General features: G+C 72.6%; 28 protein-coding genes. 4 read left to right on the top strand and 24 right to left on the bottom strand.

Annotated elements, in window-relative coordinates; translation table 11 throughout:
• Window positions 1-4: 4 nt before the first annotated feature.
• The 13 genes from ABZZ17_RS27095 to ABZZ17_RS27035 all read right to left on the bottom strand — a co-directional run bounded on the left by ABZZ17_RS27095 (window position 5) and on the right by ABZZ17_RS27035 (window position 14067).
• The gene (locus ABZZ17_RS27095) at window positions 5-556 is read right to left on the bottom strand and encodes an NAD(P)H-dependent oxidoreductase (RefSeq protein WP_356879523.1); all 552 of its coding nucleotides are present in this window, start codon (window positions 554-556) and stop codon (window positions 5-7) included.
• Window positions 463-2013, bottom strand: coding sequence for an MFS transporter (locus ABZZ17_RS27090; protein ID WP_356879459.1), 1551 nt, complete (start codon window positions 2011-2013; stop codon window positions 463-465). Before ABZZ17_RS27090 ends, ABZZ17_RS27095 begins: the two co-directional genes overlap by 94 nt.
• A gap of 172 nt (window positions 2014-2185) precedes the next feature.
• Window positions 2186-4501 carry an SDR family oxidoreductase gene (locus ABZZ17_RS27085; RefSeq protein WP_356879457.1) on the bottom strand — a complete coding sequence of 772 codons (2316 nt, stop codon included), beginning with the start codon at window positions 4499-4501 and terminating at the stop codon, window positions 2186-2188.
• A 2-nt stretch (window positions 4502-4503) separates the two neighbouring features.
• The gene (locus ABZZ17_RS27080; protein WP_356879455.1) at window positions 4504-5478 is read right to left on the bottom strand and encodes an aromatase/cyclase; all 975 of its coding nucleotides are present in this window, start codon (window positions 5476-5478) and stop codon (window positions 4504-4506) included.
• 94 nt (window positions 5479-5572) lie between these two features.
• Entirely contained in the window at window positions 5573-6358 is a 786-nt protein-coding gene (fabG, locus tag ABZZ17_RS27075; RefSeq protein ID WP_356879453.1) for a 3-oxoacyl-ACP reductase FabG, read from the bottom strand.
• 141 nt (window positions 6359-6499) lie between these two features.
• Window positions 6500-6769 (bottom strand): acyl carrier protein, encoded by a 270-nt coding sequence (locus ABZZ17_RS27070; protein WP_356879451.1) that lies wholly within the window; start codon window positions 6767-6769, stop codon window positions 6500-6502.
• A gap of 102 nt (window positions 6770-6871) precedes the next feature.
• Window positions 6872-8089, bottom strand: a complete 1218-nt coding sequence (locus ABZZ17_RS27065) for a ketosynthase chain-length factor (RefSeq protein ID WP_356879449.1) — start codon at window positions 8087-8089, stop codon at window positions 6872-6874.
• Entirely contained in the window at window positions 8086-9354 is a 1269-nt protein-coding gene (locus tag ABZZ17_RS27060; RefSeq protein WP_356879447.1) for a beta-ketoacyl-[acyl-carrier-protein] synthase family protein, read from the bottom strand. Before ABZZ17_RS27060 ends, ABZZ17_RS27065 begins: the two co-directional genes overlap by 4 nt.
• A 40-nt stretch (window positions 9355-9394) precedes the next feature.
• Window positions 9395-9724: a TcmI family type II polyketide cyclase gene (locus tag ABZZ17_RS27055; RefSeq protein WP_356879445.1), complete on the bottom strand. Its 330-nt coding sequence runs from the start codon at window positions 9722-9724 to the stop codon at window positions 9395-9397.
• Between the two features lie 32 nt (window positions 9725-9756).
• Window positions 9757-10425 (bottom strand): TetR/AcrR family transcriptional regulator C-terminal domain-containing protein, encoded by a 669-nt coding sequence (locus ABZZ17_RS27050; protein ID WP_356879443.1) that lies wholly within the window; start codon window positions 10423-10425, stop codon window positions 9757-9759.
• A 139-nt stretch (window positions 10426-10564) separates the two neighbouring features.
• Window positions 10565-12031 carry an FAD-dependent monooxygenase gene (locus ABZZ17_RS27045; protein WP_356879441.1) on the bottom strand — a complete coding sequence of 489 codons (1467 nt, stop codon included), beginning with the start codon at window positions 12029-12031 and terminating at the stop codon, window positions 10565-10567.
• 233 nt (window positions 12032-12264) lie between these two features.
• Complete coding sequence (locus ABZZ17_RS27040) at window positions 12265-13113, bottom strand: hypothetical protein (RefSeq protein ID WP_356879439.1); 849 nt, start codon at window positions 13111-13113, stop codon at window positions 12265-12267.
• Between the two features lie 183 nt (window positions 13114-13296).
• Window positions 13297-14067, bottom strand: coding sequence for a response regulator transcription factor (locus tag ABZZ17_RS27035; protein ID WP_356879437.1), 771 nt, complete (start codon window positions 14065-14067; stop codon window positions 13297-13299).
• A 228-nt stretch (window positions 14068-14295) separates the two neighbouring features.
• On the opposite strand from ABZZ17_RS27035, the gene ABZZ17_RS27030 reads away from it, so the two are divergent.
• On the top strand, window positions 14296-14919 hold the full coding sequence (locus ABZZ17_RS27030) for a ScbR family autoregulator-binding transcription factor (RefSeq protein WP_356879435.1): 624 nt from the start codon (window positions 14296-14298) through the stop codon (window positions 14917-14919).
• A gap of 160 nt (window positions 14920-15079) precedes the next feature.
• Here the strand turns inward: ABZZ17_RS27030 and ABZZ17_RS27025 are convergent, their stop codons facing one another.
• The 6 genes from ABZZ17_RS27025 to ABZZ17_RS27000 all read right to left on the bottom strand — a co-directional run bounded on the left by ABZZ17_RS27025 (window position 15080) and on the right by ABZZ17_RS27000 (window position 20267).
• Window positions 15080-16045 carry an SRPBCC family protein gene (locus ABZZ17_RS27025; protein ID WP_356879433.1) on the bottom strand — a complete coding sequence of 322 codons (966 nt, stop codon included), beginning with the start codon at window positions 16043-16045 and terminating at the stop codon, window positions 15080-15082.
• Between the two features lie 130 nt (window positions 16046-16175).
• Window positions 16176-16439, bottom strand: a complete 264-nt coding sequence (locus ABZZ17_RS27020) for an actinorhodin polyketide synthase (RefSeq protein ID WP_356879431.1) — start codon at window positions 16437-16439, stop codon at window positions 16176-16178.
• A 146-nt stretch (window positions 16440-16585) separates the two neighbouring features.
• Complete coding sequence (locus ABZZ17_RS27015) at window positions 16586-17407, bottom strand: AfsR/SARP family transcriptional regulator (protein WP_356879429.1); 822 nt, start codon at window positions 17405-17407, stop codon at window positions 16586-16588.
• A gap of 325 nt (window positions 17408-17732) precedes the next feature.
• Complete coding sequence (locus tag ABZZ17_RS27010; RefSeq protein ID WP_356879521.1) at window positions 17733-18554, bottom strand: AfsR/SARP family transcriptional regulator; 822 nt, start codon at window positions 18552-18554, stop codon at window positions 17733-17735.
• A gap of 289 nt (window positions 18555-18843) precedes the next feature.
• On the bottom strand, window positions 18844-19503 hold the full coding sequence (locus ABZZ17_RS27005) for a ScbR family autoregulator-binding transcription factor (protein WP_356879427.1): 660 nt from the start codon (window positions 19501-19503) through the stop codon (window positions 18844-18846).
• A gap of 101 nt (window positions 19504-19604) precedes the next feature.
• Window positions 19605-20267 (bottom strand): ScbR family autoregulator-binding transcription factor, encoded by a 663-nt coding sequence (locus tag ABZZ17_RS27000; RefSeq protein ID WP_356879425.1) that lies wholly within the window; start codon window positions 20265-20267, stop codon window positions 19605-19607.
• Between the two features lie 532 nt (window positions 20268-20799).
• Between ABZZ17_RS27000 and ABZZ17_RS26995 the strand changes: the two genes are divergently transcribed.
• Window positions 20800-21783, top strand: coding sequence for a ScbA/BarX family gamma-butyrolactone biosynthesis protein (locus tag ABZZ17_RS26995; protein ID WP_356879423.1), 984 nt, complete (start codon window positions 20800-20802; stop codon window positions 21781-21783).
• Window positions 21784-21813: 30 nt separating this feature from the next.
• Here the strand turns inward: ABZZ17_RS26995 and ABZZ17_RS26990 are convergent, their stop codons facing one another.
• Window positions 21814-22788, bottom strand: coding sequence for an NAD(P)-dependent oxidoreductase (locus tag ABZZ17_RS26990; protein WP_356879421.1), 975 nt, complete (start codon window positions 22786-22788; stop codon window positions 21814-21816).
• A gap of 39 nt (window positions 22789-22827) precedes the next feature.
• Between ABZZ17_RS26990 and ABZZ17_RS26985 the strand changes: the two genes are divergently transcribed.
• Window positions 22828-23301, top strand: coding sequence for a GNAT family N-acetyltransferase (locus ABZZ17_RS26985; RefSeq protein WP_356879419.1), 474 nt, complete (start codon window positions 22828-22830; stop codon window positions 23299-23301).
• A gap of 30 nt (window positions 23302-23331) precedes the next feature.
• Here ABZZ17_RS26985 and ABZZ17_RS26980 read toward each other — a convergent pair whose 3' ends face one another.
• The 3 genes from ABZZ17_RS26980 to ABZZ17_RS26970 all read right to left on the bottom strand — a co-directional run bounded on the left by ABZZ17_RS26980 (window position 23332) and on the right by ABZZ17_RS26970 (window position 25537).
• Window positions 23332-24312 (bottom strand): AraC family transcriptional regulator, encoded by a 981-nt coding sequence (locus ABZZ17_RS26980; protein ID WP_356879417.1) that lies wholly within the window; start codon window positions 24310-24312, stop codon window positions 23332-23334.
• 39 nt (window positions 24313-24351) lie between these two features.
• On the bottom strand, window positions 24352-25197 hold the full coding sequence (locus ABZZ17_RS26975) for an NAD(P)H-binding protein (RefSeq protein ID WP_356879519.1): 846 nt from the start codon (window positions 25195-25197) through the stop codon (window positions 24352-24354).
• Window positions 25198-25315: 118 nt separating this feature from the next.
• Entirely contained in the window at window positions 25316-25537 is a 222-nt protein-coding gene (locus tag ABZZ17_RS26970) for a DUF4287 domain-containing protein (protein ID WP_356879415.1), read from the bottom strand.
• 171 nt (window positions 25538-25708) lie between these two features.
• Between ABZZ17_RS26970 and ABZZ17_RS26965 the strand changes: the two genes are divergently transcribed.
• Window positions 25709-26254 (top strand): flavoprotein, encoded by a 546-nt coding sequence (locus ABZZ17_RS26965; RefSeq protein ID WP_356879413.1) that lies wholly within the window; start codon window positions 25709-25711, stop codon window positions 26252-26254.
• Window positions 26255-26306: 52 nt separating this feature from the next.
• On the opposite strand, the gene ABZZ17_RS26960 is transcribed toward ABZZ17_RS26965, so the two are convergent.
• Window positions 26307-26813, bottom strand: coding sequence for a DinB family protein (locus tag ABZZ17_RS26960; protein WP_356879411.1), 507 nt, complete (start codon window positions 26811-26813; stop codon window positions 26307-26309).
• Window positions 26814-26821 lie beyond the last annotated feature (8 nt).

Here is a 26821-nt window from a genome sequence, read left to right as displayed (position 1 = left end):
GGCGTCAGGCCTGGTACGGGCTCTTCGCCCGGGCGTCGCGCAGGGCGGTGCCCCACCACGCGAGCTGGTCGAGGAGCACCTTGGCGGCGTTGGCCGGGCCCTGCGGATCCTTGGGCTGCCCGTCCTCGCCGAACTGCTCCCACGCGGAGTGGAAGCTGATCGCGTCGCGGACGGTGACCGCGTGCAGCTCGGCGAAGACCGGGCGCAGCTGCTCCACGGCGCGCAGGCCGCCGGCGAGGCCGCCGTAGGAGACGAAGCCGACCGGCTTGGCGCGCCACTGCGTGTAGTGCCAGTCGATGAGGTGCTTGAGGGAGGCCGGGAAGCTGTGGTTGTACTCCGGCGTCACGACCACGTAGGCGTCGGCCTGTTCGAGCCGCGGGGAGACGGCGGCGAGGGCCTCGACGGCCTCCGGGGAGGGCTCGCTCGACAGGGCGGCCGGCAGCTGGTGCTCCGTCAGGTCGATCACGTCGACGACGAGGTCCTCGCGCCGGCGGGCCTGCTCGGCGAACCAGGAGCCGGGGACGGGTCCGAAGCGGCCTTCGCGGACGCTGCTGATGATGACGGCGAGGCGCAGGGGCTCAGTGGACATGGTGGTGCTTCCTTTCGTGGACAACTCTGTGGGCGGGGCGGCCCGGCGGGCCGGTGCAGGCCGCCGAGGGCGACGCAGGCGCCGGCCGTTCCGACGACGGTGACCAGCCCGAGCGCGCGGCCCGGACCCGCCGTGTACAGCGCGGAGGCGAGCGCGACCGTGAGGGCGGCGCCCAGCTGCACGCAGGTCTGGTAGAGGCTCCCGGCGGCGCCCTGGAGCGCGGCGGGGACGGAGCCGGTCGCCTGGAGGTGCAGGGCGGTGAAGGCGAGGACGAAGGCGGCGCCGACGAAGGCCGTCGCCGGCAGCAGGTCGGTGTAGCCCGTGGCGGCGTCCACGGCCCGCGGGTGGAGGGCGTAGCCGACGGGGGCGGCGGCCGCGCCGGCGGCGACGGCCCGCGCGGGACCCAGCCGGGCGGCGATCCGGGCGGAGTGCAGCGCCGTCAGGGCGAGCGGGACACCGGCCGGCAGGAAGGCGAGGGCCGTCTGCCAGGGGCCCCAGCCGGCTCCCCGCAGCTGGAGGGCGGCGATCAGGAGGAAGGCGACGTAGGAGCCGTTGAGCGCGGCGGCGGCGGCCGCGGAGCGCAGCAGCGGTGCGTGGCGGAGCAGTTCGACGGGCACCAGAGGGCGGTCCGCGCGCCGTTCGGCCCGCAGCAGGACCGCCCCGAGCAGCAGGGCCGTCGCCGAGGCGGCGGCCGCCGCGGGCAGGTCCCGGCCGGGGCCGTACCCGTGCGCCAGGGCGTACACGAGGAGCAGGACCACGGCGGTCAGGCCTAGACCGGCGGCCACCGTGTACCGCCCGGACGGGTCCGGCGCCGACGGTGCGGGCGCGGCGCCTTCGCGCGGGATCAGCCGCGTACCGGCGGCCAGCAGCAGCAGCGCGACGGGGGCCGGGAAGGCGAGCGTCCAGCGCCAGTCGGCCTCGGTGAGCAGCCCGGACAGCAGCAGCCCCGAACAGAACCCGGCGGCGCCGAAGAAGGAGTACAGCGACATCGCCCGGCGGCGGGCGGCGCCTTCGGGCACGGCGGACACGATGATGGCGAGTCCCGTCGGCGCGGTCAGCGCGACGCAGCCGCCCTTCACGACCCGGGTGACGGTCAGCAGGGCCGCGGTGTCGGTGAGCGCCCCCGCCAGTGAGGCGACGGCGAAGACGAACAGCGCGGCGAGGTAGACGCGGCGGCGGCCGAACCGTTCGACGAGCCGGCCGCCCAGCGGCAGCAACCCCGCGAAACCCGCCGCGAATCCGCTGACGGCCCACTGCACGCGGGGTACGGACAGGCCCAGGTCCGCGCCGACGGACGGCAGGGCCACCAGGGTCGCGGACACCTCCAGAGCGTCGACCAGCATGTTCGCGGCGAGGACGGCCACCAGGGCCCAGCGGGCCCGGGGCCGCCCGCCGGAGGGCGCGGATGGCGTCGAGGACTGCATGCTCGCGTTTCGCTCGAAGGGGAGGAAAAGGGGAGGAAAAGGGGAGGAAAAGGGGAGGGGCGGGCCGCCGGGGAGGGATCCCCGGCGCCCGCCCCGGCGCCGGCGCGGCGCGGGATGTGCGCCGGCGGTCTGTGGCCGTCCGCGCGGTGGGCGTGCGCGCGGACGGGGCGGGTCAGCCGAGCAGCGTGCCGCCGGTGGCGTCGACGAAGGAGCCGGTGATCCAGCGCGCCTCGTCGGTCGCGAGGAAGGCCACCACGTCGGCGACGTCCTCTGGCTCGCCCACGCGGTTGAAGGCGGACAGGGCCGCCATCTGCTCGACGGCCTCGGGTACGTCGAACACCGGGTTGTCGTTGCGCGTGATGCCGGGCGCCACCGAGTTGATGGTGATGCCCCGCGGGCCCAGCGCCTTCGCGAAGTGCAGGGCGAGCTGTTCGAGCGCCCCCTTGCTCATCGCGTAGGCGATCTCGTCCGGGTTCGCGAACCGGGTCAGGCCGGAGGAGATGTTGATGATCCGGCCGCCGTCGGGCATGTTCCGCAGCGCCCGCTGGATCAGGAAGAAGGGCGCCTTGGCGTTCACCGCGAAGATCCGGTCGAACTGGTCGGGGGTGATGTCGGCGGGTCCCACGCCCCCCATCACCCCGGCGTTGTTGACGAGGACGTGGAGGTCGGTGCTGCCGGTGCGGTCCAGCAGGTCCCGTTCCAGGGAGTCGAACAGGCCGTCCACGTCTCCGGGGACCCCCAGTTCGGCCCGTACCGCGAAGGCGCGCCCGCCGTCGCGTTCGACCTCGGCGACGACCGAACGGGCGGCCGCCTCGTCACTGGTGTAGTGGACGGCGACGAGCGCGCCCTCCTCCGCGAGCCGTACCGCGGCCGCCCGGCCCATGCCCCGGCTCGAACCGGTGACCAGCGCGGTCCGGCCCGTCAGCCGGTCCGCACCGCTCCTGCGGTCCCTCGGCACCCGCACGGCCGGCGACGCCGCCACCGGCCCGAGCACGGCGGCGCTCCGCTGCGGGGCCCGGGACGGGAGCGGCCCGAACCACCGTTCCAGGGCGGAGGTGAGCTCCTCGCCGCCGGAGTCGTCCGCCCAGACGACGTGGCCGTCCGGCCGGACGAGCAGGGCCGTCGCGCCGGCGCCCTCCGCGGGGGCGGCCGCCGCCACGGTCACCCGGTCCGCCCAGGGCTCGGCGGCGGCGCGCAGCGCCGCCCGCCGTGGCTCGTCGTCCGGGGCGAGGAGCAGCAGGCCCCGCCCCGACCGCAGCAGTTCGGAGGTGGTGGTGGCGCCGACGGCGGCCATCGCCCCGGTCTTCGGGAGCCGCAGGCCGAGCAGCGGACCGCCGCCCGGGGCCACCTCGTAGCGGACGTCCAGGCCCGAGATCATGCCGGCCAGGTGGGCCCGTACGTCCTCGTGCCCGGTCAGTTCCGCGAAGACCTCCCGGATCGCGTCGACCTCGCCCCCGCCGAGCAGGAGCAGCGCCTGGGTCCTGATGTTGCTCTGGACGGCCTGGCCGATCGTGTGGCGTTCCTCGTGGTAGGTGTCGAGGAGGTGGTCGCCGGCGCGGCCGGTGACGGTGGCGGCCAGCTTCCAGCCGAGGTTGAAGGCGTCCTGGAGCCCGAGGTTGAGGGCCTGGCCGCCGATCGGCATCTGCTGGTGCGCCGCGTCTCCCGCGAGCAGGAGCCGGCCGCGGCGGTAGTGCGCGGCCTGCCGGGAGGCGTCACCGAAGGAGTTCACCCACAGCGGGGTGCCGTCGCCGATGTCCTCGCCGGTGATGCGCTTCCAGGTGTCGGCGACCTCTTCGAAGGAGGGCTGTCCGCGCCGGGGTGCGGCCCCGAACTCGTGCACCATCACCCGGGTCACCCCGTCGGGGCGCCGGGCGGCGACGACGAGTCCGCCCTCCAGCCGTTCGAAGCGGCGGCCGGGTACGTCGATGCCGGTCACGTCCGCGCGCAGCAGTTCGCGGGTGGCGTCGGTGCCGGGGAACTCGAAGCCGCCCAGCCGGCGCACGGCGCTGTCCTCCCCGTCGCAGCCGACCACGTAGGCGGCCCGCAGGCGCGCGGGTGCCTGGTCGGGGCCCTGGACGTCGACGACGACCCGGTCCCCGGCCGTGGTGAGGCCGGTGACCTCGTGGCCGCGCCGGACGTCGGCGCCGAGGTCTTCGGCCCACTGCCCGAGGACTTCCTCCAGTCGGGTCTGCGGCACCTTCCACTGCCCCGGGTAGGGGCCGGGCAGGGCGAGTCCGAAGGGGATCCCCCCGAAGTGGCCGGCGGGATCGTTCGGGACGTCGCCCAGCGCGTCGAGCAGGCCCCGGGTGTCGAGGATCTCCATCGTGCGGGCGTGCAGGGTGGACGCCCGCGATTCGGTGGTCGGCGCGGTGAGCTTGTCGAGGACCACCACGTCCGCGCCCGCCAGCCGCAGTTCCCCGGCGAGCAGCAGCCCGACGGGGCCCGCGCCGACCACGATCACCTGGGTGTCGGTGTAGTCCCCAGACATGATCAGCCCTTGTTCTCTGTGTGTCCGGCCCGGCCGCCCTCTTCGGCGTAGCGCTTGGCGTGGCCGAGGGTGGCGCGGCTGTTGGTGCTGAGGGCGTTGCGGACGAACTCGCGGGCGTCCTCGACGGTGGCCTGCTCACCGAGCACCTTGGCGATGTTGTCGGTGTTGATGGTGACGGTGTGCTGCGAGGAGGCCGCCACGCCGCGGTCGTTCTCGGCGAAGGTCCAGTAGCCCGTGTGCAGGGTCATCAGGGCGGGCAGCACGGTCTGCTTGTACGCGATCTTCTCGTGGGGGAAGGTCACCCGGTAGGACTTGGTGGTGTGGGTGGAGCCGTCCTTGGAGTGGGTGGTGTCCATCTCCAGTTCCTGGAGGCCGGGCGTGTCCTCGGTGAGGCGGACGACGGCGACGTGCGGGAGCCGCTGGGGCCACAGGTCGGCCTCGTTGACGAAGTCGAAGACGTCCTTGGCGCTGCCGTCGATCTGGACGGTGTCCTCGAAGGAGAAGGTGAGGTCCTCGGCGGCGTGGGCGAGCTCGACGTTGGTCTTGAGGGCGGCGAGTTCGGTGCGGGAGTTGCGGTCGACGGCCTTGTCGATCCAGGCGAGGCTGCCGGGGTCGTCGTCGACGGCCCGGTAGTCGTGCAGGAGACGTACCCGGGAGGCGTCCTCGCCCAGGGGCTCGATGATCCAGGTGCCGCCCATGGCCGCGATGGGGGGTGCGGGTATCTCCTGGCGGAAGGTGATGACGAGGCCCTCGGGGTCCAGGGTGCGGCGCGAGGTCCAGTTCTTGGGCTCTCCGTTGGCCGTGGCCCAGATGCGGATGCGTTCCTGGTGGGGGCCGTCGGGGGTCTGGTCGACGTAGATGGTCGGCGGGAAGATCCGCGGCCAGTTCCTGACTTCGGCGATCAGGCGGTAGACGGCGGCGGCCGGGGCCGAGATCGTGATCTCGTGCTCCACCTCGCGCAGGCCGGGCTGCGACATGCTGATGACTCCTCGGAACTCGGATTCGGAACTCGGGTCGGAACTCGGACGGGATACGGGATACGGCGTACGGGGTCGGCCGATCGCGGGGCGATCAGAAGTTGCCGAGGCCGCCGCAGACGTTGAGGGCCTGCGAGGTGATGGAGGCGGCCGTGTCGGAAGCCAGGTAGCCGACGAGACCGGCGACCTCTTCGGGGGTGGAGTACCGCCCGAGGGGGATCTTGGCCTGGAACTTCTCCAGGACGGCTTCCTCCGTGGCGTTGTAGGCCGCGGCGTACCCCTGGCGGACCCGTTCGGCCATGGGGGTCTCGACGTATCCGGGGCAGACGGCGTTCACGGTGATGCCCGTGGGCGCCAGTTCGTTGCCCAGCGCCTTCGTGAAGCCGACCACTCCGTGCTTGGACGCCGAGTACGGGGCGCCCAGGACCACTCCCTGCTTGCCCGCGGTGGAGGCGATGTTGATGATGCGCCCGCGGTTCTTCTCCCGCAGGCCGCCCGTGGTCAGGGCCTCGCGGGTGACGCGGAAGACGCTGTTCAGGTTCGTGTCGATGACGTCGTGCCACAGCTCGTCCGCGATGTCGGCCGTCACGCCGCCGCCCGAACGGCCGGCGTTGTTCACGACGACGTCGATGCCGCCGAAGCGGTCGACGGCGGCCTGGATCCAGGTACGGACGTCCTCGGTGGAGCGGACGTCGACGACGGCGCCGTCCACGTCGAGGCCTTCGCCGCGGAGCTGTTCGACGGTCTTCGCGACCGCGTCGGCGCTGCGGGCACCGATGAACACCCGGTGGTCCTGCGCGGCCAGGAGACGGGCGACGGCCAGCCCGATCCCGCTCGTGGCACCCGTGACGACGGCGACCCGTTCGCGCTGATCCGACATGTGTCTCTTCTCCAAAGAAGGAAGGGGGGAGGGTGAGGAAGGGCGGCCGCCGCGCGCGGGCGGCGGCCGCCCGGGTGGCCGGGCGCGGGCCGGTCCGAACGCTGCTCCGTCGAAGCGCCGGCCGGCCCGCGGCCGTCCCGGTCAGGCGTCGACGAGGGCCTTGAGGCTCTCGTTGATGGCCCCGACCAGGGAACGCGGCGTGGTGTGGTCGGCGAAGACGTCGTCGTCGAGGGTGATGCCGAACTCGCGCTCGATCCGGCCCCCGGTCTCCAGGAGTGCCAGCGACTCGTAGCCCAGCGCCTCGAAGTCGGTGTCGAGGACGTCGCCGTCGAGGTCGACGCCCTCGTCGGCCCCGGCGCCCTCCAGGAGGATGCGCTTGAGGTCCTCAAAGGTGAATTCCTGCTTGGACAAAATGGATCCCTTCATCGGAATGCCGCGACCGGGACATGGCCGCGGGGCACAGAGAACGCCCGCCTCCCGGGGTGCCGGAGACGGGCGCCGGTTCGGGAGCCGTCAGTCGACGGCGCGCACCACGACGGCGGAGTTGAAGCCTCCGCGGCCGCGTGCGAGGACGACCGCCGTGCGCACGGACGCGGTCCGCGGCCGGCCGGCGACCAGGTCGAGGTCGTAGGCGGGGGACAGCTCGACGTTCGTGGTCGGCGGGATGAGGCCCTCCCGCATGGCGAGGACCGCCGAGACCACGTCCACCGGCGCGCCGCCCGCGTTGAGCCGGCCGGTCATCGTCTTGGGCGCGGTGACCGGGACCCTGCGCGGGCCGAAGACCGCCGTGATGGTGTCGGCCTCCTGCCGGTCGAGGTCCCGGGTGCCCGCCGCGTCGGCGAAGACCACGTCGACCTCGGCCGGATCGCAGTCCGCGTCCGCGAGGGCGGTCTCCAGCGCCCGCCGCAGGCCGGGCTCGCGTCCGCTGCCCGGGCGGGGGTCGAGCGTGGCTCCGTAGCCCGCGAGTTCGCCGTAGACGGTGCGGGCGCCCCGGGCCCGGGCGCTGTCCTCGTCCTCCAGGACGATCAGCGCCCCGCCCTCACCCGGTACGTAGCCGCAGGCGGCCTCGTCGAAGGGCAGGTAGGCCCGCTCGGGTGCGTCGCCGGTGGACATCAGGCCGCCGGCGAGGTGGGCGGCCCAGCCGAGGGAGCAGACCGACGCTTCGAACCCGCCCGTGGCGATCAGCCTGCCGCCCTTGCGGAGCTGGCGGCGGCCGTGGGCGAGGGCCTCCAGGCCGCCCGCCTGGTCGCCGACGACCACGCCGACGGGGCCACGCAGGTCGTTGCGGAGGGAGATCTGTCCGCTGTTGACGGCGTAGAACCAGGCGAAGGACTGGTAGGCGCTGACGTGGTTGGGGCCCTCGCCCCAGAGCTTGCGGAGCTCGTTCTCGCCGAACTCGAAGCCTCCGGAGCCGGCCGCGGTGACCACGCCCATGTCGTACGCGTCGATGTCGCCCGGCGCCACCCCGGCGTCCGCGAAGGCCTGGTCGGCGGCGACCAGGGCGAGCTGGGTCACCCGGTCGGTCTGCGGGACGAGCCTGCCGGGGAGGTGGTCCTTGGCGTCGAAGCCGTGGATCTCGCCCGCGAGCCGTGACGGGTAGGGCGAGGCGTCGAAGCGGGTGACGGGCCCGATGGCGTTCTTGCCGATGCGGGTCGCCGCCCAGAAGTCCTCGACGCCGAGCCCGCTGGGCGCGGCCACGCCGATGCCGGTGACCAGGGTCCTGCCGCTCATGCGGTCCTCCTGTCGGGCCGGGCCAGCACCATCGCGCTCTGGAACCCGCCGAATCCGCTGCCGACGGTCAGGACGGCATCGGTGCGGTGTTCCCGCGCGACGAGCGGGACGTAGTCGAGGTCGCACTCGGGGTCGGGGGTGTGCAGGTTCGCCGTGGGGGGCACGACGTGGTGCTCCATCGCGAGGAGGGAGGCGGCGATCTCCATGGATCCGACGGAGCCGAGCGAGTGCCCGATCATCGACTTCACGGAGCTCACCGGCACGCCGTACGCGTGCGGGCCGAGGGCCAGCTTGTACGCGGCCGTCTCGTGCCGGTCGTTCTGCTTGGTGCCCGAGCCGTGCGCGTTGACGTAGTCGATGTCGGCGGGGTTCAGGCGTGCCTCGTCCAGCGCCACGGTGATGGCCTCCGCCATCTCGCGGCCGTCGGGGCGCAGTCCGGTCATGTGGAAGGCGCTGGAGCGCGAGGCGTACCCGGCGATCTCCGCGTAGACGTGCGCGCCGCGGCGGCGGGCGCTCTCCAGCTCCTCCAGGACGAACACCGCGGCGCCCTCGCCGAGGACGAACCCCTTGCGGGAGGCGTCGAAGGGCCGCGAGGCGGTCTCCGGCTGGTCGTTGAGCGTGGTCGTCGCCTTGATCGCGTCGAAGCACGCCAGGGTGAGCGGCGTGATCGGGGCGTCGGCGGCGCCGGTGATCATGATGTCGGCGGTGCCCTCGCGGATCAGGTCGACGGCGTGCGCGACCGAGTCGATGCCGGAGGTGCAGCCGGTGGAGACCACCGTGGCCGGGCCTTCCGCGCCGACGGCCCACGCCACTTCCGTCGCGAACGAGCTGGGCACGAAGTGGTCGTACAGGTGGCGCGGCGCGTAGCCGTGGTCGACGGGCGCGAGCCGGCCGTCGTCGCTGACCAGCCGGTACGCGCGGTCGAGGCTGCCCACGGCGCCGACCGCGGTGCCGAGGCTGACCCCGGTCCGGTACGGGTCGAAGCCGGCGAGGTCGAGGCCGCTGTCGGCGAGCGCCTCCCTGGCCGACACCACGCCGAACTGGGCGGCGCGGTCCATGCGGCTGATCTCCTGCGGGGTCAGCCCGTGCGTTTCGGGGTCGAAGTCGGCTTCGGCGGCCACCTTGGAGCGGAACGGGGCGGGGTCGAAGAGGGTGATCCCCCGTGTCGCCGTACGTCCCGAGCTCAGCAGGCTCCAGAAGTCCTTGGTGCCGATGCCTCCCGGCGCCAGCACTCCGATCCCCGTGATCACTACCCGGCGAGCCACCGGTGCTGCCCTCCCCTCGTGTCGGCCTGGCGGAGCGTCATCAGGAGGCCGTCCAGTCGTAGAAGCGGGTGGCCATGGCGTCGGCGGGGGTGCGCCAGGTCGCCGGGTCGTAGGGCTGGATGAAGGGCATCAGGTCGTGGCTGATCTTCATGAACCGCGGGTCCGTGCGGGAGTCCTGGATGCGCTGGCCGCCGTCGTCGTCGGCGAAGTCCTGGAGGTGGAAGTAGAGGCCCTTGTACATGAACAGCCGGCGCCGCAGGGTCCCCATCCGCTCCGGCATGTCGGTCTTGTCGAACTCCGTGAACAGGTGGGCGACTTGGTCCTTCGACATGCTGTCCATCCGGGCCACGATCAGATTGCTGTGCTGCATCCGTTCTCTCTCTTCCGTGAGGGGGGCGTTCTTCAGGCGTGGTACAGGCGGATGAAGTCGGCCACGCCGTCCGCGATGAGTGCGTCGGCCTCGGCCTCCGGCAGCGGCAGCGCGCCCAGGAAGGAGCGCTGGACGACGGTGGAGGGGACCAGCAGGATGAAACGTTCCGCCGCCTGGTCGGCGTCGGGGATGTCGAGCAGGCCGCGGGCCGCGACGCCCTGGAGCCGGCGGGCGAGCTCGCGGCGTGCCTGACGGGGTCCGGCGTCCTGCCACTTCTGGACCGCTTCGACCGGGAGGCGGGTGACCTCCGCGCTGATGTGGCGGACGATCGCGAAGTGTTCGCGGAAGGCCTCCAGCGGCGCCAGCCACGCCCGGCCGAGCGCGACGAGGTCCTGCTCCAGGTCGGTGATCTCCTCCAGGTAGCTGTCGGCCACCGCCGCGAGCGCGGCGGCGACGGTGACGGAGCTGTCCAGCAGCACGCTCAGCAGCAGCTGTTCCTGTTCCGGGAAGTGCCGTCTCACGGCGCCCGGCGCCACGCCCGCCTCGGCCGCCGTCGCCTCGGCGGTGCAGCGCGTCCAGCCCTCGCGGGCCAGGACGGTCCGGGCGGCCCGGACGATGCCGCGGCGTTCCTCGGCCGGATCGCGGCGGTCCGCGCCGTGTCCGGCGTCGGGGCGCGCGATCGTTGCATGCGGCGTTGCCATGTGGGTCTCTCCTCGTGACGTGCTCGTCCGACCGCCGGATGCGCCGGTCGTCAGGGGGTACCGGGCATCGGGAGGGCCGGCCGTCGCGCGGGCCTACCGTGGCGGCCGGTCGTCGGGGGCGGCCGCCGGGCGCCGGTCGTCAGGGGGCGCCGAACCACCGTTCGAGCGCCATGGGAAGGTCGTGGTGGCTGCCCGGCGCCGCCCAGGCCACGTACCCGTCCGGCCTGATCAGCAGGGCGGTGGTGTCGTCCGTGCCGTCGGCTGCGGACGCCTCGTGGGGCCGGACCGTGACGGTGTCGACCCGGTCGGCCCAGGCGGCGGCCCGCTGCCGCAGCCGCGGGTTGTCCGCCAGGTCGAGGAGGACGCCGCGGGCGGGGTGCAGCAGTTCGGTACTGGAGGTGCGGCCGCCCGGGCCGCTCAGCTCCAGGTGCGGCATGCGCCGGCCGAGGAGCGGGTGGCCGCCCTTGCCCACGTCGTAGGAGATCTCCAGTCCGGTCACCATCGCCGCGAGGTGGCGGCGCACGTCCTCGTACTCCATCAGCTCGCGCAGCGAGTCCCGCAGCGGCTGTACCTCCGCGCCGCTCAGGAACAGCAGGCCCTGGGCCCGGGTGTTCATCAGCAGCCGCCGGCCGACCGCGTGCCGCTCGGAGTGGTACGTGTCGAGCAGGGCCGGCGGAGCCGTGCCGCGGGCCACCGCGGCGAGCTTCCAGCCGAGGTTGACCGCGTCCTGGATCCCGGTGTTCATGCCCTGCCCGCCGGCGGGCAGGTGGATGTGCGCCGCGTCCCCGGCCAGCAGGATCCGGCCGCGCCGGTACTCGGTGACCTGCCGGGTCGCGTCGCCGAAGGCGCTGACCCACACCGGTTCGGCGGCCGAGATGTCCTCGCCGGTCAGCCGCTGCCAGGCGGCGGCGACCTCCTCGAAGGACGGGGGGCTCTCGCGCCGCCGCGGCGGGGTGCCGCGCTCGCACACCACGATGCGGGTGGTGCCGCCGGGGAGCGGGCCCACCATGACCATGCCGCCCGGCAGGGTCTCGCCGATCATGCGGGGCTTCAGCTCGATGCCCTTGACGTCGGCGAGGTACATCTCCATGGTGGCCGCCGTGCCCGGGAAGTCGAAGCCGGCCGCCTTGCGCACGGTGCTGCGACCGCCGTCGCACCCCACCAGGTAGGCGGCGCGCAGGGTGTGGTGTCCGTCCGGTCCGCGCACCTCGACGTCGACGCCGTCCCCGTCGTCGTGTACCGAGAGCACCTCGTGGCCGCGCCGGACGTCGGCGCCGAGGCCGGTGGCCCAGTCCTCCAGGTGGGTCTCGGTGACGGACTGCGGCACGGTCTTGGCCGCCTGGCAGGCGCCGTCGAGGACCCCGAAGTCGAGGGGGAGACCGCCGAAGTGACCGAGCGTGCTCTTCTCGATCTCGCCGAACCGCCCGAGGAGGCCCCGCTGGTCGAAGGTCTCCAGGGTGCGTGCGGTGAAGCCGAGGCCGCGCGATTCGCCCGTACGCCGGTCCAGGCGTTCCAGGACGACGACGGCGACTCCCGCCAGCCGCAGTTCGCCGGCGAGCGTCATGCCCGCCGGGCCCGCGCCGACGACGATCACAGGGGCGTCCATCAGGTCTCCTCGAATTCGCCTCCGGAGACAGTGCACCGGATCTTGACTACAAGGTTCTTCGGAGACGAGAGGGCATTCAATGGCGCCGGATTCAGGACTCGGTCAGGTTCCACAAGGGCCGGTCCGCTGCGTCGGAACGCGGCCAAGCGCAGGTCAAGTACAGGTCAGAAGGCTCGACCCGGGCCCCGCCGGATGCCGTGCGCGGTCCTGCGCGTCGTCGTGCGCGAGGGGTGTCAGCCGCGCGCCGCACGGCGGCTGAAGCAGGCACGGACATCGGTCTCGCTGTAGTACGTGCGGCCCGCGCGGTTGCGCCTGCGCCAGCGCTCCTCGCTCGCCAGCCGGTAGACGGTGCCCGTCGGCGCGTGCCACAGCCGCGCGATGTCCGCGGCGGTCAGCCAGCGTTCGGTGGCCGTGGCCGCCGGGGCGGTGCCGGCCGGATCCGCCGACTCCATGCAGTGACTGAGTTCGCTCCACCGGTCGCTCGTCCAGCGGTGCTCCGCGGCGGCGTCGCACACGATCGCCGGACCGTCGGCCCGCGCCGCTTCACGGACGGCCAGGGCCAGTCCGCCCGGACAGCCGGGCTCGGGGCAGACGCCGATCCGGACGGCGCGGGCCGGGTCGGGGAAGGCGGCGCGCCGTCCGGCCCGGACCAGCCGGGCTATCTCCTCGGTGGCCTCCGCGGCGGCCGAATGGGCCGCGAGCCAGTCGGCGTTGCGCAGCAGGAAGGCGGTGAGCGCGGCGACGGTGCGCGGCGGGGAGGTGACGCCGCGCTGCTGCGCGACCAGGCCGCTCCAGGAGCCGAGTACGGACACCATCCGGGAGCGGACGTCGGCCGCGGCCGTGTTGAAGGGCAGTCCGGGGAGTTCGCCTCCCGTGGTCCGCTCGCGCAGGCTGCCGGGGGCTCCGCCGCCGAGCATCCGCCCGCACTCCTCGTAGAGGTGCGCCAGTTCGCCCAGGCCCGCGGCGAAGTGGTCCCGGCAGGCCCGGCACAGCCGGCTGCCCTGGAGCGTGCGCCGGCGGGTCCGGCCGTCGCCGCGGCCGCCGCGGCAGCCCTCCCCGTGGCACAGCGCCGTCACCGTCATGTCCTTCCCCCCTCGGTTCGCCCCGGTCGGCCGTCGTCCCCCCGCCGGCCGCGGAGGCGGTTCCGCCCTCTGGTTCTGCTCGCTGCTACTGGTCCTGCTTCTGGTCTTCTGGCCCTGCTTATGGTCCTGCTTCAGGTCCGCGGTCGTGCCGACTCGGGCTCGGGATCCGGTCGGTCCGCCGGCTCAGCCCTGGCCGAAGCGGAAGCCGACGCCGCGGATCGTGATGATCCACCCGGCGCCGATCTTGTTGCGCAGGGTGCTGACGTGCGTGTCGACGGTGCGGCGGGACCAGGAGTCCCCCCACACCTGCTGCATCAGCATCTTGCGGGGGATGACGGTGTCGGGGTGGGAGGCGAGGAGGTAGAGCATGTCGAACTCCTTGCGCGTGGTCTCGACGGGCTCCCCGTGCAGGGTCACCTCCCGCGTTCCCGCGTCGATCCGCAGCGGCCCGCTGGTGATGGTGGCCGCGACGGGCCGGGCCGGCCGTGACCGGCGCATGACCGCCTCCATCCGGGCCATCAGCTCGCGGAAGCCGTAGGGCTTGGCCAGGTAGTCGTCCGCTCCGGCCTGGAGGCCCAGGACCCGGTCCAGCTCGCTGCCCCGGGCGGTGACGGCGATCACGGGGATCTCGTGTGCGGAACGGATGCCCCGGCAGACCTCCAGGCCGTCGAGGTCCGGCAGTTCGAGGTCGAGGAGCACCAGGTCGGCGTCGGCGTAGCTGCGCAGCGCCTCGCTGCCGGTGGCGACGATGTCGACCTCGTGGCCGTGGCGGCGCAGGCCGCGGGCCAGGGTCTCGGCCTCGACCGCGTCGCTCTCGACGATGAGGATCCGCCACAGCGCCGACTGGACCGGACCGCTCTGTGGCCCCCTCAGACCCTCCGCAAGCGAGAACCCGCCGTTCACTCCCGCGGCGGCTGTGTGAGGTTCCAGCACAGCGTAGGAACGCTGGTTCATCTGCCCCCCTCCCTCAAGCTCGGTTGAGCCAACGTCAAGAAGATACAAACCGCTTCGTCGGTTTGTCAAAGGCTGTAAGTGTTCCTCTCCCGCGCGACATACCCTCCAAATCGGGCCAACGGTCGCTCAGATATCCCGTCATTCAGCCACGGAGGCCACCCCACGCGCTATCCAATACCAACGGGACGGTTTAATATCGATAGGAAACTGATACAGGAGCAATGCGTGATGAAACAAGAACGCGCCGTCCGAACCCGCCGGGCACTGGTCGAATCAGCGGCGGCGGTGTTCGGGCAGCGCGGCTACGCGGACGCGACACTGAGCATGATCAGCGCCGGAGCGGGGGTCAGCCCGGGCGCGCTCCACTTCCACTTCGAGAACAAGGCGGCGGTCGGCGCGGCCGTCGAGGCCGCCGCCGCCCGCGCCCTGCGCGCCGTCGCCCGCGAGGTGTACGCGGAGCGGACCTCGGCCCTCCAGGCGCTGGCCGACAGCACGCAGGCGCTGGCCCGGGTCCTCCTGTACGACGTGGTGGCCCGGACCGGCCTCCAGCTCGCCCGGGAACCCGCGTACGTGTCGGCGTCCGCCCTGCTGGGCGAGTGGCACGCGTACGTCCGCCGGCTGCTCACCGAAGCCCGTGCGGAAGGCGCGCTGGCCGCCGGCCTGTCGGACCGGGGCGTCGTGTCCACGGTGGTGGCGGCCACCTACGGCTTCGCGGTCCTGGGCCGGGACGACCCGCAGTGGCTCTCCCGCCGGACCCTGGCCGACTTCTGGCGGGTGGTCATGCCGTGTCTGGTCGGCCCCGCCGTCCTGCCCGCCCGCGACACCCCGGGATCCGCCGGCCGGACGCGGTAGACCCGCTCCGGTCCGGCTCGGGTCCAGTACGGCTCCGGTCCGGCTCCACCCGGGTCGGCCACGGCCGGACCCGGACCGCCGCCCCGCCCGGCCCCACGCGCCCGGCGGCCCCGGCGCCGGGGCGGTCGTCCCGTCGCGCCGGGGCCGCCGGGCCCGCCCCTCACACCGAGCGCAGGCTCCGTACGGATTCCCGCGCGTGCTGCTGGGCCGGCCCGAGGGTGGCCCTGCTCTCGGCGCCGAGCGCCTCGCGGACGAACCGGCGCGCCCGGGCCAGGTCGGCGTCGGGGCCGAGGACCCGTTCCACCGTCCGCTCGTTCAGCAGGACGTCGTGCCGGGCGACCACGGTGACGCCCGTCGCGTCCGGCTCCACCGACCACTCGCCGGTGTGCGCGCTCAGCAGGGCGTGCGGCCGCAGCTGCTTGAAGACGATCCGGCCGGCCGCGGGGAAGCACACCCGTACGGCCTCGGTGGTGTAGGCGGAGCCGTCACCGGCCAGGTTGACCAGGGTGGTGTGCTGGACGCCGGGGCTGTCCTCGGTCACCTCGGCGCGTACGACGTGCGGAACCCGCCCGGGCCAGGAGGCCGCCCCGTAGAGGAACTCGTAGACCGGCTCGGCCGGCCCCTGGACGCGTACGGACTCCTCGAAGGACAGCGCCGCCCCGTCGAGGCGCCCCCAGCCCTCCGCCGCGGTCCGCAGCCGGTCGAGCGCGGTGCGGGCACCGGCCCGCGCGGACGCGAGGATCCGCTCGGCGTCGGCCGCCCGCTCCGCGGTGACGGTGACGTCCTGCTCCAGCGTCAGCCGGGACCAGCCGGGGGCCAGTTCCTCCACGCTCCAGCTGCCGCCCGTCGTGGTGACGGGGGACGCGGACCGTTCCTCGCGGAAGTCGACGCGCAGGCGCCGCGCGTCCAGGGTCCGCCGCCACAGCGACGGCTGCGGGGTCCCGTCGACGAAGGCCCACTGGTAGTACCGGTCCGTGGTCCCGTCGAAGTCGAGACGCTCCACGTGGATGCTGTCCGGCAGGAGCAGCGGCCACTGCGTGGTGTCGGCCACCAGCGCGTACAGGACTGCGGCCGGCGCGGCCGCGTCGACCGCGTGTGACATCCGGTGTGCTCGCTCGACAGACATCAGACACCTCTCTCAACGCTTGACGCAGAGCCTGTACTGGTCCGCTGGAATCCGCGTGGAGCACGGGTGGAGTTCCGCGACGGCCCGGCATCCTGCGCCTCGGGCGGCCGGTCGGGCCGGCCGCCGTGGATCAGACCCCCGCCCGGCTGCCCAGCACGCCGTTGACCACGGCGAGGAAACGGCGCGGGGTGTCGGCCAGTTCGAGGAGCTCCCCGTCGAGGAGGACGTCGAACCGCCGCTCGACGGAGCCCATGGTCTGCAGGACGCACAGGCTGTCGTAGCCGAGCTCCTCCCAGTACATGTCCTGGACTTCCTCGCTCAGCTCGACGCACTCGTCCTCGCCTCCCCAGGCCCGCAGGATGCGAGTCAGGTCGGTGAGTTCCAGCCGGTCCATGGCTTGCCTTTCTCCTCGTCCGCCGGCGCTCGGGCGCAGACCGGCTCGCCGCGAGCCTGGCCCGGCACGGTGGAGAGTCACTGGGCTCCGGGCCCAGTCCCGCTGGAGCGCGCCCGTCGGCCGCCCCGCCGTCACGGAGTGCGGCCTCAGGCCGCGTACAGGTCGAAGGTGGAGCTGCGGCGGGGTCCGGCCACCACGTCCAGTGCCGGGTCCACCCGCAGCATCGCCTGGTGCAGGCGCTGCAGTTGCTGCGAGGGCTCGACTCCCAGTTCGCCGATCAGCCGGGCCCTGAGCCTGCGGTACACGTCCAGCGCGGTCGCCTGCCGGCCCGAGCGGTACAGGGCGACCATCGCCTGCGAGTGCAGGCCCTCGTGCTGCGGGTTCCTGGCCATGAGCTCGGTGAGCTCGGCGAGGAGCTCGGTGTGCCGGCCGAGCCTCAGGTCTACGTCGATGCGCCGCTCGGTCGTCACGAGGCGGCTCTCCGCCAGCCGCAGCACCTCGATCTCCAGGATCGGTCCCACGCGCACGTCCACCAGCGCGGGCCCCTGCCACAGGCCCAGCGCCTTGCGCAGCAGGTCCGCCGCGCGCTCGTCGTCACCGTCGTCGAAGGCCTGCTGGCCGCCGGCGACGAGGGCGTCGTAGGCGTGCACGTCCACGGACTCCGGCGGGATCTGGAGCAGGTACCCGCCGTGCCGGGTGGCGAGCACGTCCTTGGCCGTGCCCGGGGCGCCCGGCCCCATCGCGGTCCCCAGCCGGCGGCGCAGCTGGAGGATGTACGTCTGCAGGGTGGTCAGGGCGCTCTCCGGGAGCTTGGTCCCCCAGATCTCCTCCATCAGGGTCGGCACGGGCATCACCCGGCCCGGGTAGAGCGCGAGAAGCGCCAGGATCTGACGCGGCTTGCCTGCCGTGGGAACGATCGATGCCCCGTTGACCTCGGCACTCAACGGACCCAGAACCTGAATCTTCACGGTCTCCCGTCTCCCCTCCGTATTTCGTCGACATACTCTCGGTTTTCAGCATTCGACCGGATGACGATAAGTCAGCACGGGGCCTCATCACCGAGATCTCAAGCCGACGTCGAGCAGAACTCCGCAGCACGCGAACATTTGACGGATTCCACCCACATGATTCCGGTTAAGATTCAAACCCCCGGAATCACAGGCGTGAGAGCCTGGGTCACACCCTTCCGGTTCACGCCTCGAAAATTCCTTTGAAGGATTTTTCACCACACTTTCGAAGCAGTCCGGCACACCGCCGCGGCAATTAAGCGGACTGCGATCTTCGATTACTGGATCAGCCGACCTGGGCGAGCCGCTTTCGGGCGGCCGCCGGGGTCGCCGCCGGGTTTTCCGGGCCGGTCATCAGGATCGACCGCTGGAGGCTGCGCAGGGCGGAGGACGGCTCGATGCCGAGCTCGCGCACGAGCGTGGCGCGCAGCCGCTGGTAGACGCTGAGCGCCTCGCCGCGGCGGCCGGAGCGGTGCAGGGCGAGCATGAACTGCCCGTGCAGGTTCTCGTGGATGCGGTAGCGGCTCGCCAGGACCGTCAGCTCCGCGAGGAGCTCCCGGTGCCGGCCGAGCTTGAGATCGGCTTCGATGCGCTGGTCGAGGGCGCACAGCCGGGTCTCTTCCAGGCGGCGCGTCTCCATGTCGAGCTGCACCCCGCCCTGCACGTCGGCGAAGGCCGGCCCCGACCACAGGGCGAGGGCCTCGCGCAGCAGCCGCGCCGCGCCCGCCGCGTCGCCCGCGTCCATCGCCCGGTAGCCCAATCCGGCCAGCCGGTCGAATTCACGGACATCGCTGGTCCCGCCGGCGCTGTTCAGCATGTAGCCGCCGGGCAGGGTGACGAGCACGTCCTTGGGCGTCCGGCTGCCGTCGGTGTCCTTGAGCGCCGTCGCGATCAGGGCCCGCAGCTGGAGCACGTACGTCTGCAGGGTGGTGCGGGCGCTGCGCGGCGGCTCGGCGCCCCACAGCTCCTCGATCAGCGCCGAGACCGGCACGACCTGGTCCGCGTGGAGGGCGAGCAGTGCCAGCACCTGCCGGGGCTTGGCTGCGGTCGGCGTGATGGAGACCCCGTTCTCCCGCACGGCCAGTGCGCCCAGTACATCGATGTCCACGCCGTACTCCCCTGCTTCGTCCATGGATGAGCCCTTGACTTTCGCTGGAATGAGCAAAAAACAGCTGAGCCGGTTTGTCAATACCAAACCGGCTGTGCCGTTTCTCTCGGCCTGTGGTCACGCAAAACGACCAAAACAAGCTCTGACCTGCGGATTCAGCCTTCAGAAGGGGCTCTGGAGCCGCTTTCAGGGGCACTCAGATCCAAGAAAAAAACCCCTCGGGAAGATCGCCGAGGGGTATGGGGGCGCCAGAACCAACCGACTGGTCCGGCCATCCGGTCGCATTGATCTAGGTCGCGTGGGACGTACGGGCCGAGCCGGATCCGGCGGGGAGCAGCTCCCCGAGCGAGCCGTGCGCGGCGATCCGCGGGAGCACCAGCTGCCAGTACCGGGTGACGGAAGAGGGTCCGAAGCGGTGGGGTTCGCCGGCTCCGAGGACCCCGAAACCGACCATCGCCGCCACGACGGCGGCGGCCGCCGACCGCGGGGACACCCCGTCGGCCAGCCGGCCTTCCTCGTGGGCGGCCCGGAACATGGACTCGACCCAGCGCTGCCACTGCACGCGCAGGTCCCATCCGGCTCCGCCGCCGCGGGCGGTCAGGGTGACCGCCCCGGTGCCCGCGCAGAGCCCGAAGCCCGCGCTGACGACGGGATCGCGGGCCAGCAGCTCCATGAGCTCGTGCGTGGAGTCGACGAGCGCCTGGAGGGCGTTGCCGCCGGAGCTCCGGGACACCGTGATCGTGCGCAGGGTCGCGGAGGCGCGGTGCGCCACGGCTTCCGCCAGCGCGGTCTTGCTCCCGAAGTGGAAGTGCAGCCCGCCGGCGCTGACGCCGGCGCGCTTGCTGATGGCCGCGATGGAGGCGGTGACGAACCCCTCCTCGGCGAACACCTCGGCGGCGGCACGGACCAGGACCTCACGCGTGCGGGCAGCACGTTCCTGCTTGACCATGAGAACTCCACAAACCGCCCTAGCGGTTTGCCGTGGGCTGGACGTCCGCCCATGTTCTGTGCCGATCGTCGAAGCGGATCTGAGTCCTCCTCGAGCCCGGCTCAGGTGTGGGCGTGCTCCTCGACCGACGCGGCCGCGGCCGCCTCGTCCAGCAGCCTGATCTCCGCCGCCACCTGCGAACCCCGGTTGGCCCCCAGATCCAGCCTCGCCAGCACGGCGGGCACCGCGATGCTCGGGTAGAAGTGCTGGTAGAAGACCGAGACCCGGTACTCGATGTCCGCGCGGTCGGTCAGGGTCTGCGAGTAGATCTGCACCCCCGCCCAGCCGGCGGACAGGGCCCAGGCCGCCTCGGCGGTGTTCACGTGGGGGAGCAGCTCCCCCTGTGCCTTGGCCTGGAGGATCACGTCCTCGGTCACCTGGATCCAGCCGGGCACGGATCCGCCGCCGAAGATCTCGCGCATGTCCGGCCCGAGGGACAGCCTGGTACCCGCGCTGAGCAGGGGGTTGTGGCGCACCCGGTACGCGAGCACCATGCCGAGGTCGAAGAGTTCCTGGAGCTTGACCTCGCGCGGCGGGACGGTCCCCTCGGTGAACTGCTCGTCGAGGATGCCGCGTGCGAGGTCCTGCTTCGAGGCGAAGTGAAAGTAGAGCGCGCCCTTGGTGACCCCGGCCTTGGCGAGGATGTCCGCGATGGTCGCGGCCTCGAAGCCCCGTTCGTCGAAGACTGCCGCTGCCGCTTCCAAGATCACACGACGCGTGCGCACTGCACGCTCCTGACGTGCCACGATGCCTCCGATACACAGTGGGTGAACTACGGACGGATCCCCTAGAGGACCCCCTCCCCCCATTGAAACCAACCAGAAGGTCCGTATTTTATCAACCCGCAAACCATAACGCCTACACGCGCGCGAGCCACCCTCCACTCCCCCTGAAGGACACGCGCGGTGACGGGTTTGTTGATCATGAAGGCCCACCGGCGCCGGGTGCCCGCTCGAAGATGACTCGCAGTCACCCTGTGAAACAACCGCCTGGTCGGTTCTTTATCTGGCCCACATGGCTTGATTTACCCCCCTCTCGACCACCCCTCTGATAGGCCTCCTACCCCGCAGTTACCCCTGTGCGGCCTGCGGCCGAAGTGCGGGCGTGGCATGCGGGCCGCCGTCCCCGCCCGGGTTCGACGGGGGCGCGTTCGATAAGTGGAACGCCGTATTTCCTTGCAAATAAAACCGGAGAGTACGTATCTTACGTCTTCAGAGTGCTCGTTTCATCCGTCACCTCGGCTCTGCGGAGAGGTCCATGACCCTGCTCACGTTCGAGAACAACATCACCGCACCGGCTACCCCGCGCACGGCGGGCGGTCAGTGGACGACGCGCTGTAACGACACCCAGCCGCTCACCAGCACCGTTCCCCGCGAGTACGTCCACCGGAGCGCGGTCGCCGAGGTGTTCCTGACGGGTTACGAGCGCATCGGCGACGACGTCTTCCGGGTGAGCGCCCAGTGGCCCCGGGCCCACACCTTCTTCACGAGTGCGGACGGTCTCAGCCACGACCCGGTGCAGGCCGCGGAGACCATCCGCCAGTCGGCCCTCCTGCTGGCCCACGCCGAGTACGGCGTGCCCCTCACCCACAACGCACTGGTCTGGAGCCTCGGTTTCAAGACCGAACCCGCCGAAATGCTCATAGGCGCCAGCCCCAGCGATCTCGAAATGATCGTGGTCTGCCGGGACTTCGCCTGGCAGGGCAACCGCTTCTCGGGCTTCATCGAGGTGACGATCCGGAGGGGAGACCGGATCGCCGCCACCGGTACGGGGCTCTTCAGCTGCGTGTCCCCGGCGGTCTACCGCAGATTGCGCGGGGACTACGCGACCGCGTCCTCCGCGGCGCTCCGCTCGGACCCGCGCCCGGCCCCGGTCCCCGCCGAGCTGGCCGGCCGGGTCTTCCCGTCCGACGTGGTCCTCTCCGCCGGCGACCGGCCGGGCCGCTGGCTGCTCAGCCCCAACTTCGGGCACCCGGTCCTCTTCGAGCACCCCAACGACCACCACCCGGGCATGGTCCTGATCGAGGCCGCCCGCCAGGCGTCCTGCGGTGTCCTGGAAGGTGAACCCTTCAAGCCGACCGGCATCGACACCTTCTTCCACAACTACGCCGAGCTCGAACTCCCCTGCTGGATCGAGACCGAGCTCGCCCACTCGACGGACCCTGCCGTCCGCGTGGTCCAGGTCACCGGGTACCAGGGCGAGGTGAAGACCTTCGAGGCCACCGTCACCGGAACCGTCTGAACCCCCGCGGCCCCGCCCCCCACGGACCGGTCAGAGCCCCAGCCGCTCCCTGTACCAGGGGGCGTACGCCTCGAACCCGTCCGGAAGCCGCGGCCCGGGTCCGGCACCGACCAGCTTCCACAGCGCCCCGCTGTCGTACCAGTGGTCGGTGGTCAGCAGGGAGAGCCTGCGCCGGGTGGCCGGATCGCCGGCCGCCCCCATCCGCTCCAGCGCCTCGTCGAGGGTGATGTCGCCCTCCGGCAGGGGCATTCCGAGCGCCCGCCCGACGGTGGTGATCAGCTCCCGGGAGGTCACGGGCTCCGGATGACTCGCGTGCAGCACCTGCCCACCGGGCACTTCGGGCAGCCGGGCCAGGTCCGCGACGGCTCCCGCGAGCGCGTCCACGGAGATCATCGAGATCCGCGCACGGCCGCCGTCCACCCAGTTCGGCAGCCTTCCCATCAGCTGCACCAGTGCGGGAACAAGCCAGATGTCGCCACGACCGTAGACGAGGTGCGGACGCAGCACCGTTCCGCCCGCCGCGAGGACCATCCGCTCGCCCTCCAGCCGCGTGACGCTGGTCGCGGAGGAGGGCCGTTCCTCCAGCTCCCCCTCGGCCTCGCCCCGGTGCGGAACGTCCCGGTACACGGCGGCGGTGCCCAGTTGCACGAAGCGCCGTACGCCGGCCCGCGCGGCTTCCGCCAGCAGCGCGCGGGTCCCTTCGGCGTTGACCGCCCGGCACTCCTCCTCGGTGCCGCCGATGCGGGCGGCGAGGTGCAGGACGGTGGTGACGCCCTCGCAGATCCCGCGCAGCGAGGCCGGATCGGTGAGGTCGCCGGTCACGACCTCGGCTGCGTCCGCGCCGGCCGGTGCGTGCCGGTGATGGGTGAGCAGCCGCAGCGCGGGCCCGTCGCCCGCCGACAGCAGGGCGCTCACGTGGGAGCCGACGAAGCCGGCGCCGCCCGTCACGAGGATCCGCTCGGGTGTCAACTGCTGCCTTCCGCCGGTGCCGTGGTGCCAGGTCACCAGTTTATGGCGGCCCGCGCCGGACCGTACGCTGAGAACATGATCAGCTCATCACTCCGTCTGGTGCCCGTCACCGAGGAGAACTTCGAAGCGGTGTGCGCGGTACGCGTCGCCCCGGCCCAGGAGCACCTCGTCTCCCCCGTCGTGAAATCGCTGGCGGAGGCCTACGTCCACGGACCGGTGGCCTGGCCGCGGGCCGTCGTGGACGGCGACGAGGTGGTCGGCTTCGTCATGGCCTTCGTCGACATCGTGTGGAACCCCGCGAAGGACCCGGACGAACGGCGCTCCGGCATCTGGCGGCTGAACGTCGCCGCCGGCCACCAGGGCAAGGGCTACGGCCGGTTCGCGGTGCGGGCCGTCCTGCGGGAGCTCCGTGACCGCGGCGCGGCCGAGGCCTACGTCTGCTGGAGCGGTGCCGAAGGCACGCCCGAGCCCTTCTACCTGGGGCTGGGCTTCCAGGTGACGGGCGAGCTCAGCGGCGACCAGACGGTGGGCGTCCTCCCCCTCGTCTGACCGCCAGAGGACACGGGCGGACGGCACTCCTCAGGGGAGCACCACGGTGCGCCCCGGTACCGCCGTGAGCGGAGCCGCCCCCGCCCGGAACTCCTGCGGGCTGACCCCCCGTACCCGCTTGAAGGCCGCCGACAGCGCGAAGGGGCTGCCGTAGCCGACCCGGCGGGCCACCGTCGCGACCGTGGCGTCCGGCTCGCGCAGCAGGTCGGCGGCCAGTGCGATGCGCCAGCCCGTCAGGTAGGCGACCGGCGGCTCCCCGACGAGTCCCGTGAAGCGGCGGGCCATCGAGGCCCGCGACACCCCGGCCTTGCGCGCGAGTTCCGCGACCGTCCAGCCGTGCGCGGGGTTCTCGTGCAGCAGCCGCAGCGCCACCCCCACGACGGGGTCGCCCTGGGCCCGGTACCAGGCCGGAGCCCCCGCTCCGGGTGCGGCGAGCCAGGCCCGCAGGACCCCGATCAGCAGCAGGTCGAGCAGCCGGTCGAGGACGATCTCCTGACCCGGCTCGTCCCGGGACACCTCCGAGGCCAGCAGCGTGATCAAGGTGGCGTCCGCGGTGCCCGCGGGGCGTACCAGCACCGTGGGCAGGGCGCCCAGCAGCCGCCGTCCGATCTCGCTGGGCGCCTGGTAGGTACCGCTCAGCAGCACCACCGACCGGGGGCCGACGGCCGGTGCGCCCCAGGTGCGCACGCCCAGCGCCATGCTGTCGGTGACGTCCTCGCCGTCCCCGGTGCTGCACCGCTGGTCGGGGCCGACGGTGACCCGCACCGGAGTGTCCGGGGCGTCCGCGAGGGTGTACGGCACGGGTCCGCGTACGACGGCCACGTCACCCGGCCCGACCAGGACCGGCTCGCCCCCGTCGGGCAGCAGCCAGGCCGCTCCCCGCACCGGTGTCATCACCGACAGCGGGGCCCGGTCCTCGACCCGCAGCGACCAGGGCGGGTCGAAGACGGACTTCAGCAGGAAGGCGCCGCGGGCCTTGGGCCCGTCGAGCAGTCCGGTCAGCGTGTCCATGCCCCCATCCTCCCCGTCGCGCGCTCCGCCCTCACCGGCTCAGACGTCCCAGACGCCGGTGGCGGCCGCCTCGCGGGCGTAGTCCGCGAAGTCCTTCGGCGCGCGCCCCAGGACCTCCTCGACACCGTGGACCAGGTGCGCGTTGCGCCCGTCCAGGATCAGCGCGAACAGGTCGGCGAAGTCCTCGGGCAGACCGTGCTCGCGCAGCACCGCCCGGTATTCGGCGTCCGGCACCGGGACGTAGGCGATCTCCCGGCCGGTCGCCCGCGACAGTTCGGCGGCCACCTCGGTGAAGCCGAGCAGGCGCGGTCCGGACAGCTCGTACGTCCTGCCGACGTGCCGGTCGTCGGTGAGCGCGGCCACCACCACGTCGGCGATGTCGTCGGCGTCGACGAAGGGTTCGACGGCGTCGGCCGTCGGCAGGGCGATCTCCCCGGCCCGTACGGCGTCCAGGAAGAAGCTCTCGTCGAAGTTCTGGTTGAACCAGCTGGCGCGGACCACGGTCCAGTCCGCGCCGGAGGCTTTCAGCAGGTGTTCGCTGTGCTCGGCGGCCTCCTCGCCCCGCCCGGACAGCAGCACCAGCCGGCCGGCTCCGGCGGCCACGGCCACCTCGGCGAACGCGCCGACCTGCTCGGCCGCCCCGGGGAAGGCGAGGTCGGGGTGGTAGGTGACGTACACCCGGTCGACGCCTTCCAGCGCCGGCCCCCAGGTGGCGGGCTCGTGCCAGTCGAAGGCGGGTGCGCCGCCGCGCGACCCGATGCGGACCGCCCGGCCCTGGAGGGACAGCTTCTGCGCGACCCGCCGGCCGGTCTTGCCGTTGCCCCCGATGACGAGGGTGAGCGGCCCTCCGACGGAAGCGTCAGCGGCGGTGAGGTCGTTCGTCATCTCGTTCGTCGTCTCGTTCTCGTTCTTCGTCATGCCCTCAGTCAACCGCCGCTCCGCGAGACGGAACATGGCCGAGGAGCTCACCCGCATACGCGTGCGTCCACCGCCCCGCACGCCGCTACCGCTCCGCGTGCTGCCCCTCCTCCGCGAGGGTGTGGGCGACCAGCGCGTTGGCGTGGCCGTGCCCGATGCCGTGCTCGGCCTTGAGCCAGGAGACGAGCTCCATGTGCCGGGTCAGCGGCGAAGAGCGGATGAGCGTCTTCCACTCCTCGACGGGACGGCCGTACTTCTTCTCGATGGAGGGGAAGTAGCTCGCGGGGCCCTTCACAGGCTCGGTCACGTCCGGTTTCCTTCCGCTGCGCGCGCGGTTCGTCCGCCGCTCTCGGATGTATGACCGGCCCTCCGCCCGGAACTCATCGGTGCCGCGGCGAAAACTTCGCGCGGCTCCGGAAACTTGCTCCGGTGCCCCCTCAAGGGCGGCCGCGGACAAGGAATGTGATCACATGTCCGTATGACGAGGACTCTCTACCTGCTCTGTTCCGCCGCCCCGCCCGTCTTCGACGTGGCCCACGTGATCGAGGACGCCCAGTCGCGCGGCTGGGACGTGTGCGTGGGCCTGACCCCGACGGCGGCGCGGTGGGTGTCCGGGAGCCTCGACGGTCTCGCCGCGCTGACCGGCAATCCGGTGCGCTGGCAGTACAAGATGCCCGGGGAGCCGGACGTGTGGCCGGCCGCGGACGCCCTGCTGTTCGCGCCCGCCACCTTCAACTCCGTCAACGCCTGGGCCCTCGGCCTCACCGACCGCTTCGTCGTCGGCGTCGCCGCCGAGGCCCTCGGCAAGGGCACCCCGGTGGTCGCCATGCCCTGTACGAACGCCGCGCTCGCCGCGCATCCCCAGTTCGAGCAGTCGCTGGCGGTGCTGCGCGGCGCGGGCGCCGAACTCCTCTACGGTGAGGGCGGGTTCGTGCCCGGCCCGGCCGGACCGGACGCCCCGCCGCACTTCCCCTGGCAGGTGGCGCTGGACGCCGTGGACCGCACCGGCACCGCCCCGGCCTGACGGGCCCACCGCCCGGGCCCCCGGTTCTGAGGGGCGGCCCGCCCGCCGGCGGCTACTCCCCGGTGGTCCCGTCGATCGCCTCGCGCAGCAGGTCGGCGTGCCCGTTGTGCCGGGCGTACTCCTCGATCATGTGCGCCAGCACGTAGTGCAGGGAGTACCCCTGGTCCTCGTACCGGCCCTGCACGTCGAGGGATTCCGCCGCGGCCACGACGGCCCGGGAGCGCGCGCAGGTGTCCTCCCAGATCCTGAAGGACTCCTGCGGGTCCGCGTCCTCGACGTGGAACTCCGTCCGCTCCCCGGCCTCGTTCTGCGGGAAGTAGCCGCGTACGTCCTCGCCGCCCACGACGTTGCGGAACCAGCCGCGCTCGACCTCCGCGAGGTGGCGTACCAGCCCGAGCAGGCTGAGTTCCGACGGGGGCACGGCCTTGCGCCGCAGCTGCTCGGGGGTCAGTCCCGCGCACTTCATCATCAGGGTGTCGCGCTGCCACTGCAGGACGCTGGTGAGGGTCTCGCGTTCGTCGCCGGTCAGTACGGGCCGGGTCCGCTGTTCGTCGTTCACCGGGTGAT

Source organism: Streptomyces sp. NPDC006512 (assembly GCF_040611935.1).
GTDB lineage: Bacteria > Actinomycetota > Actinomycetes > Streptomycetales > Streptomycetaceae > Streptomyces.
The sequence above is the reverse complement of the archived record's forward strand: the minus strand, read 5'-3'. Positions and strand labels throughout refer to the sequence as shown.

What these genes read in the sequence shown, in the direction of transcription:
- ABZZ17_RS27050 (WP_356879443.1), bottom strand. Translation starts at nt 10,425, where the DNA reads ATGGCAACGCCGCATGCAACGATCGCGCGCCCCGACGCCGGACACGGC.
- ABZZ17_RS27035 (WP_356879437.1), bottom strand. Translation starts at nt 14,067, where the DNA reads ATGAACCAGCGTTCCTACGCTGTGCTGGAACCTCACACAGCCGCCGCG.
- fabG (WP_356879453.1), bottom strand. Translation starts at nt 6,358, where the DNA reads ATGTCGGATCAGCGCGAACGGGTCGCCGTCGTCACGGGTGCCACGAGC.
- ABZZ17_RS27080 (WP_356879455.1), bottom strand. Translation starts at nt 5,478, where the DNA reads ATGTCGCAGCCCGGCCTGCGCGAGGTGGAGCACGAGATCACGATCTCG.
- ABZZ17_RS27090 (WP_356879459.1), bottom strand. Translation starts at nt 2,013, where the DNA reads ATGCAGTCCTCGACGCCATCCGCGCCCTCCGGCGGGCGGCCCCGGGCC.
- ABZZ17_RS27025 (WP_356879433.1), bottom strand. Translation starts at nt 16,045, where the DNA reads ATGTCTGTCGAGCGAGCACACCGGATGTCACACGCGGTCGACGCGGCC.
- ABZZ17_RS27040 (WP_356879439.1), bottom strand. Translation starts at nt 13,113, where the DNA reads ATGACGGTGACGGCGCTGTGCCACGGGGAGGGCTGCCGCGGCGGCCGC.
- ABZZ17_RS26965 (WP_356879413.1), top strand. Translation starts at nt 25,709, where the DNA reads ATGACGAGGACTCTCTACCTGCTCTGTTCCGCCGCCCCGCCCGTCTTC.
- ABZZ17_RS27055 (WP_356879445.1), bottom strand. Translation starts at nt 9,724, where the DNA reads ATGCAGCACAGCAATCTGATCGTGGCCCGGATGGACAGCATGTCGAAG.
- ABZZ17_RS27005 (WP_356879427.1), bottom strand. Translation starts at nt 19,503, where the DNA reads ATGGTCAAGCAGGAACGTGCTGCCCGCACGCGTGAGGTCCTGGTCCGT.
- ABZZ17_RS27065 (WP_356879449.1), bottom strand. Translation starts at nt 8,089, where the DNA reads ATGAGCGGCAGGACCCTGGTCACCGGCATCGGCGTGGCCGCGCCCAGC.
- ABZZ17_RS27045 (WP_356879441.1), bottom strand. Translation starts at nt 12,031, where the DNA reads ATGGACGCCCCTGTGATCGTCGTCGGCGCGGGCCCGGCGGGCATGACG.
- ABZZ17_RS27020 (WP_356879431.1), bottom strand. Translation starts at nt 16,439, where the DNA reads ATGGACCGGCTGGAACTCACCGACCTGACTCGCATCCTGCGGGCCTGG.
- ABZZ17_RS27085 (WP_356879457.1), bottom strand. Translation starts at nt 4,501, where the DNA reads ATGTCTGGGGACTACACCGACACCCAGGTGATCGTGGTCGGCGCGGGC.
- ABZZ17_RS26980 (WP_356879417.1), bottom strand. Translation starts at nt 24,312, where the DNA reads ATGGACACGCTGACCGGACTGCTCGACGGGCCCAAGGCCCGCGGCGCC.
- ABZZ17_RS26995 (WP_356879423.1), top strand. Translation starts at nt 20,800, where the DNA reads ATGACCCTGCTCACGTTCGAGAACAACATCACCGCACCGGCTACCCCG.
- ABZZ17_RS26985 (WP_356879419.1), top strand. Translation starts at nt 22,828, where the DNA reads ATGATCAGCTCATCACTCCGTCTGGTGCCCGTCACCGAGGAGAACTTC.
- ABZZ17_RS27030 (WP_356879435.1), top strand. Translation starts at nt 14,296, where the DNA reads ATGAAACAAGAACGCGCCGTCCGAACCCGCCGGGCACTGGTCGAATCA.
- ABZZ17_RS26975 (WP_356879519.1), bottom strand. Translation starts at nt 25,197, where the DNA reads ATGACGAACGACCTCACCGCCGCTGACGCTTCCGTCGGAGGGCCGCTC.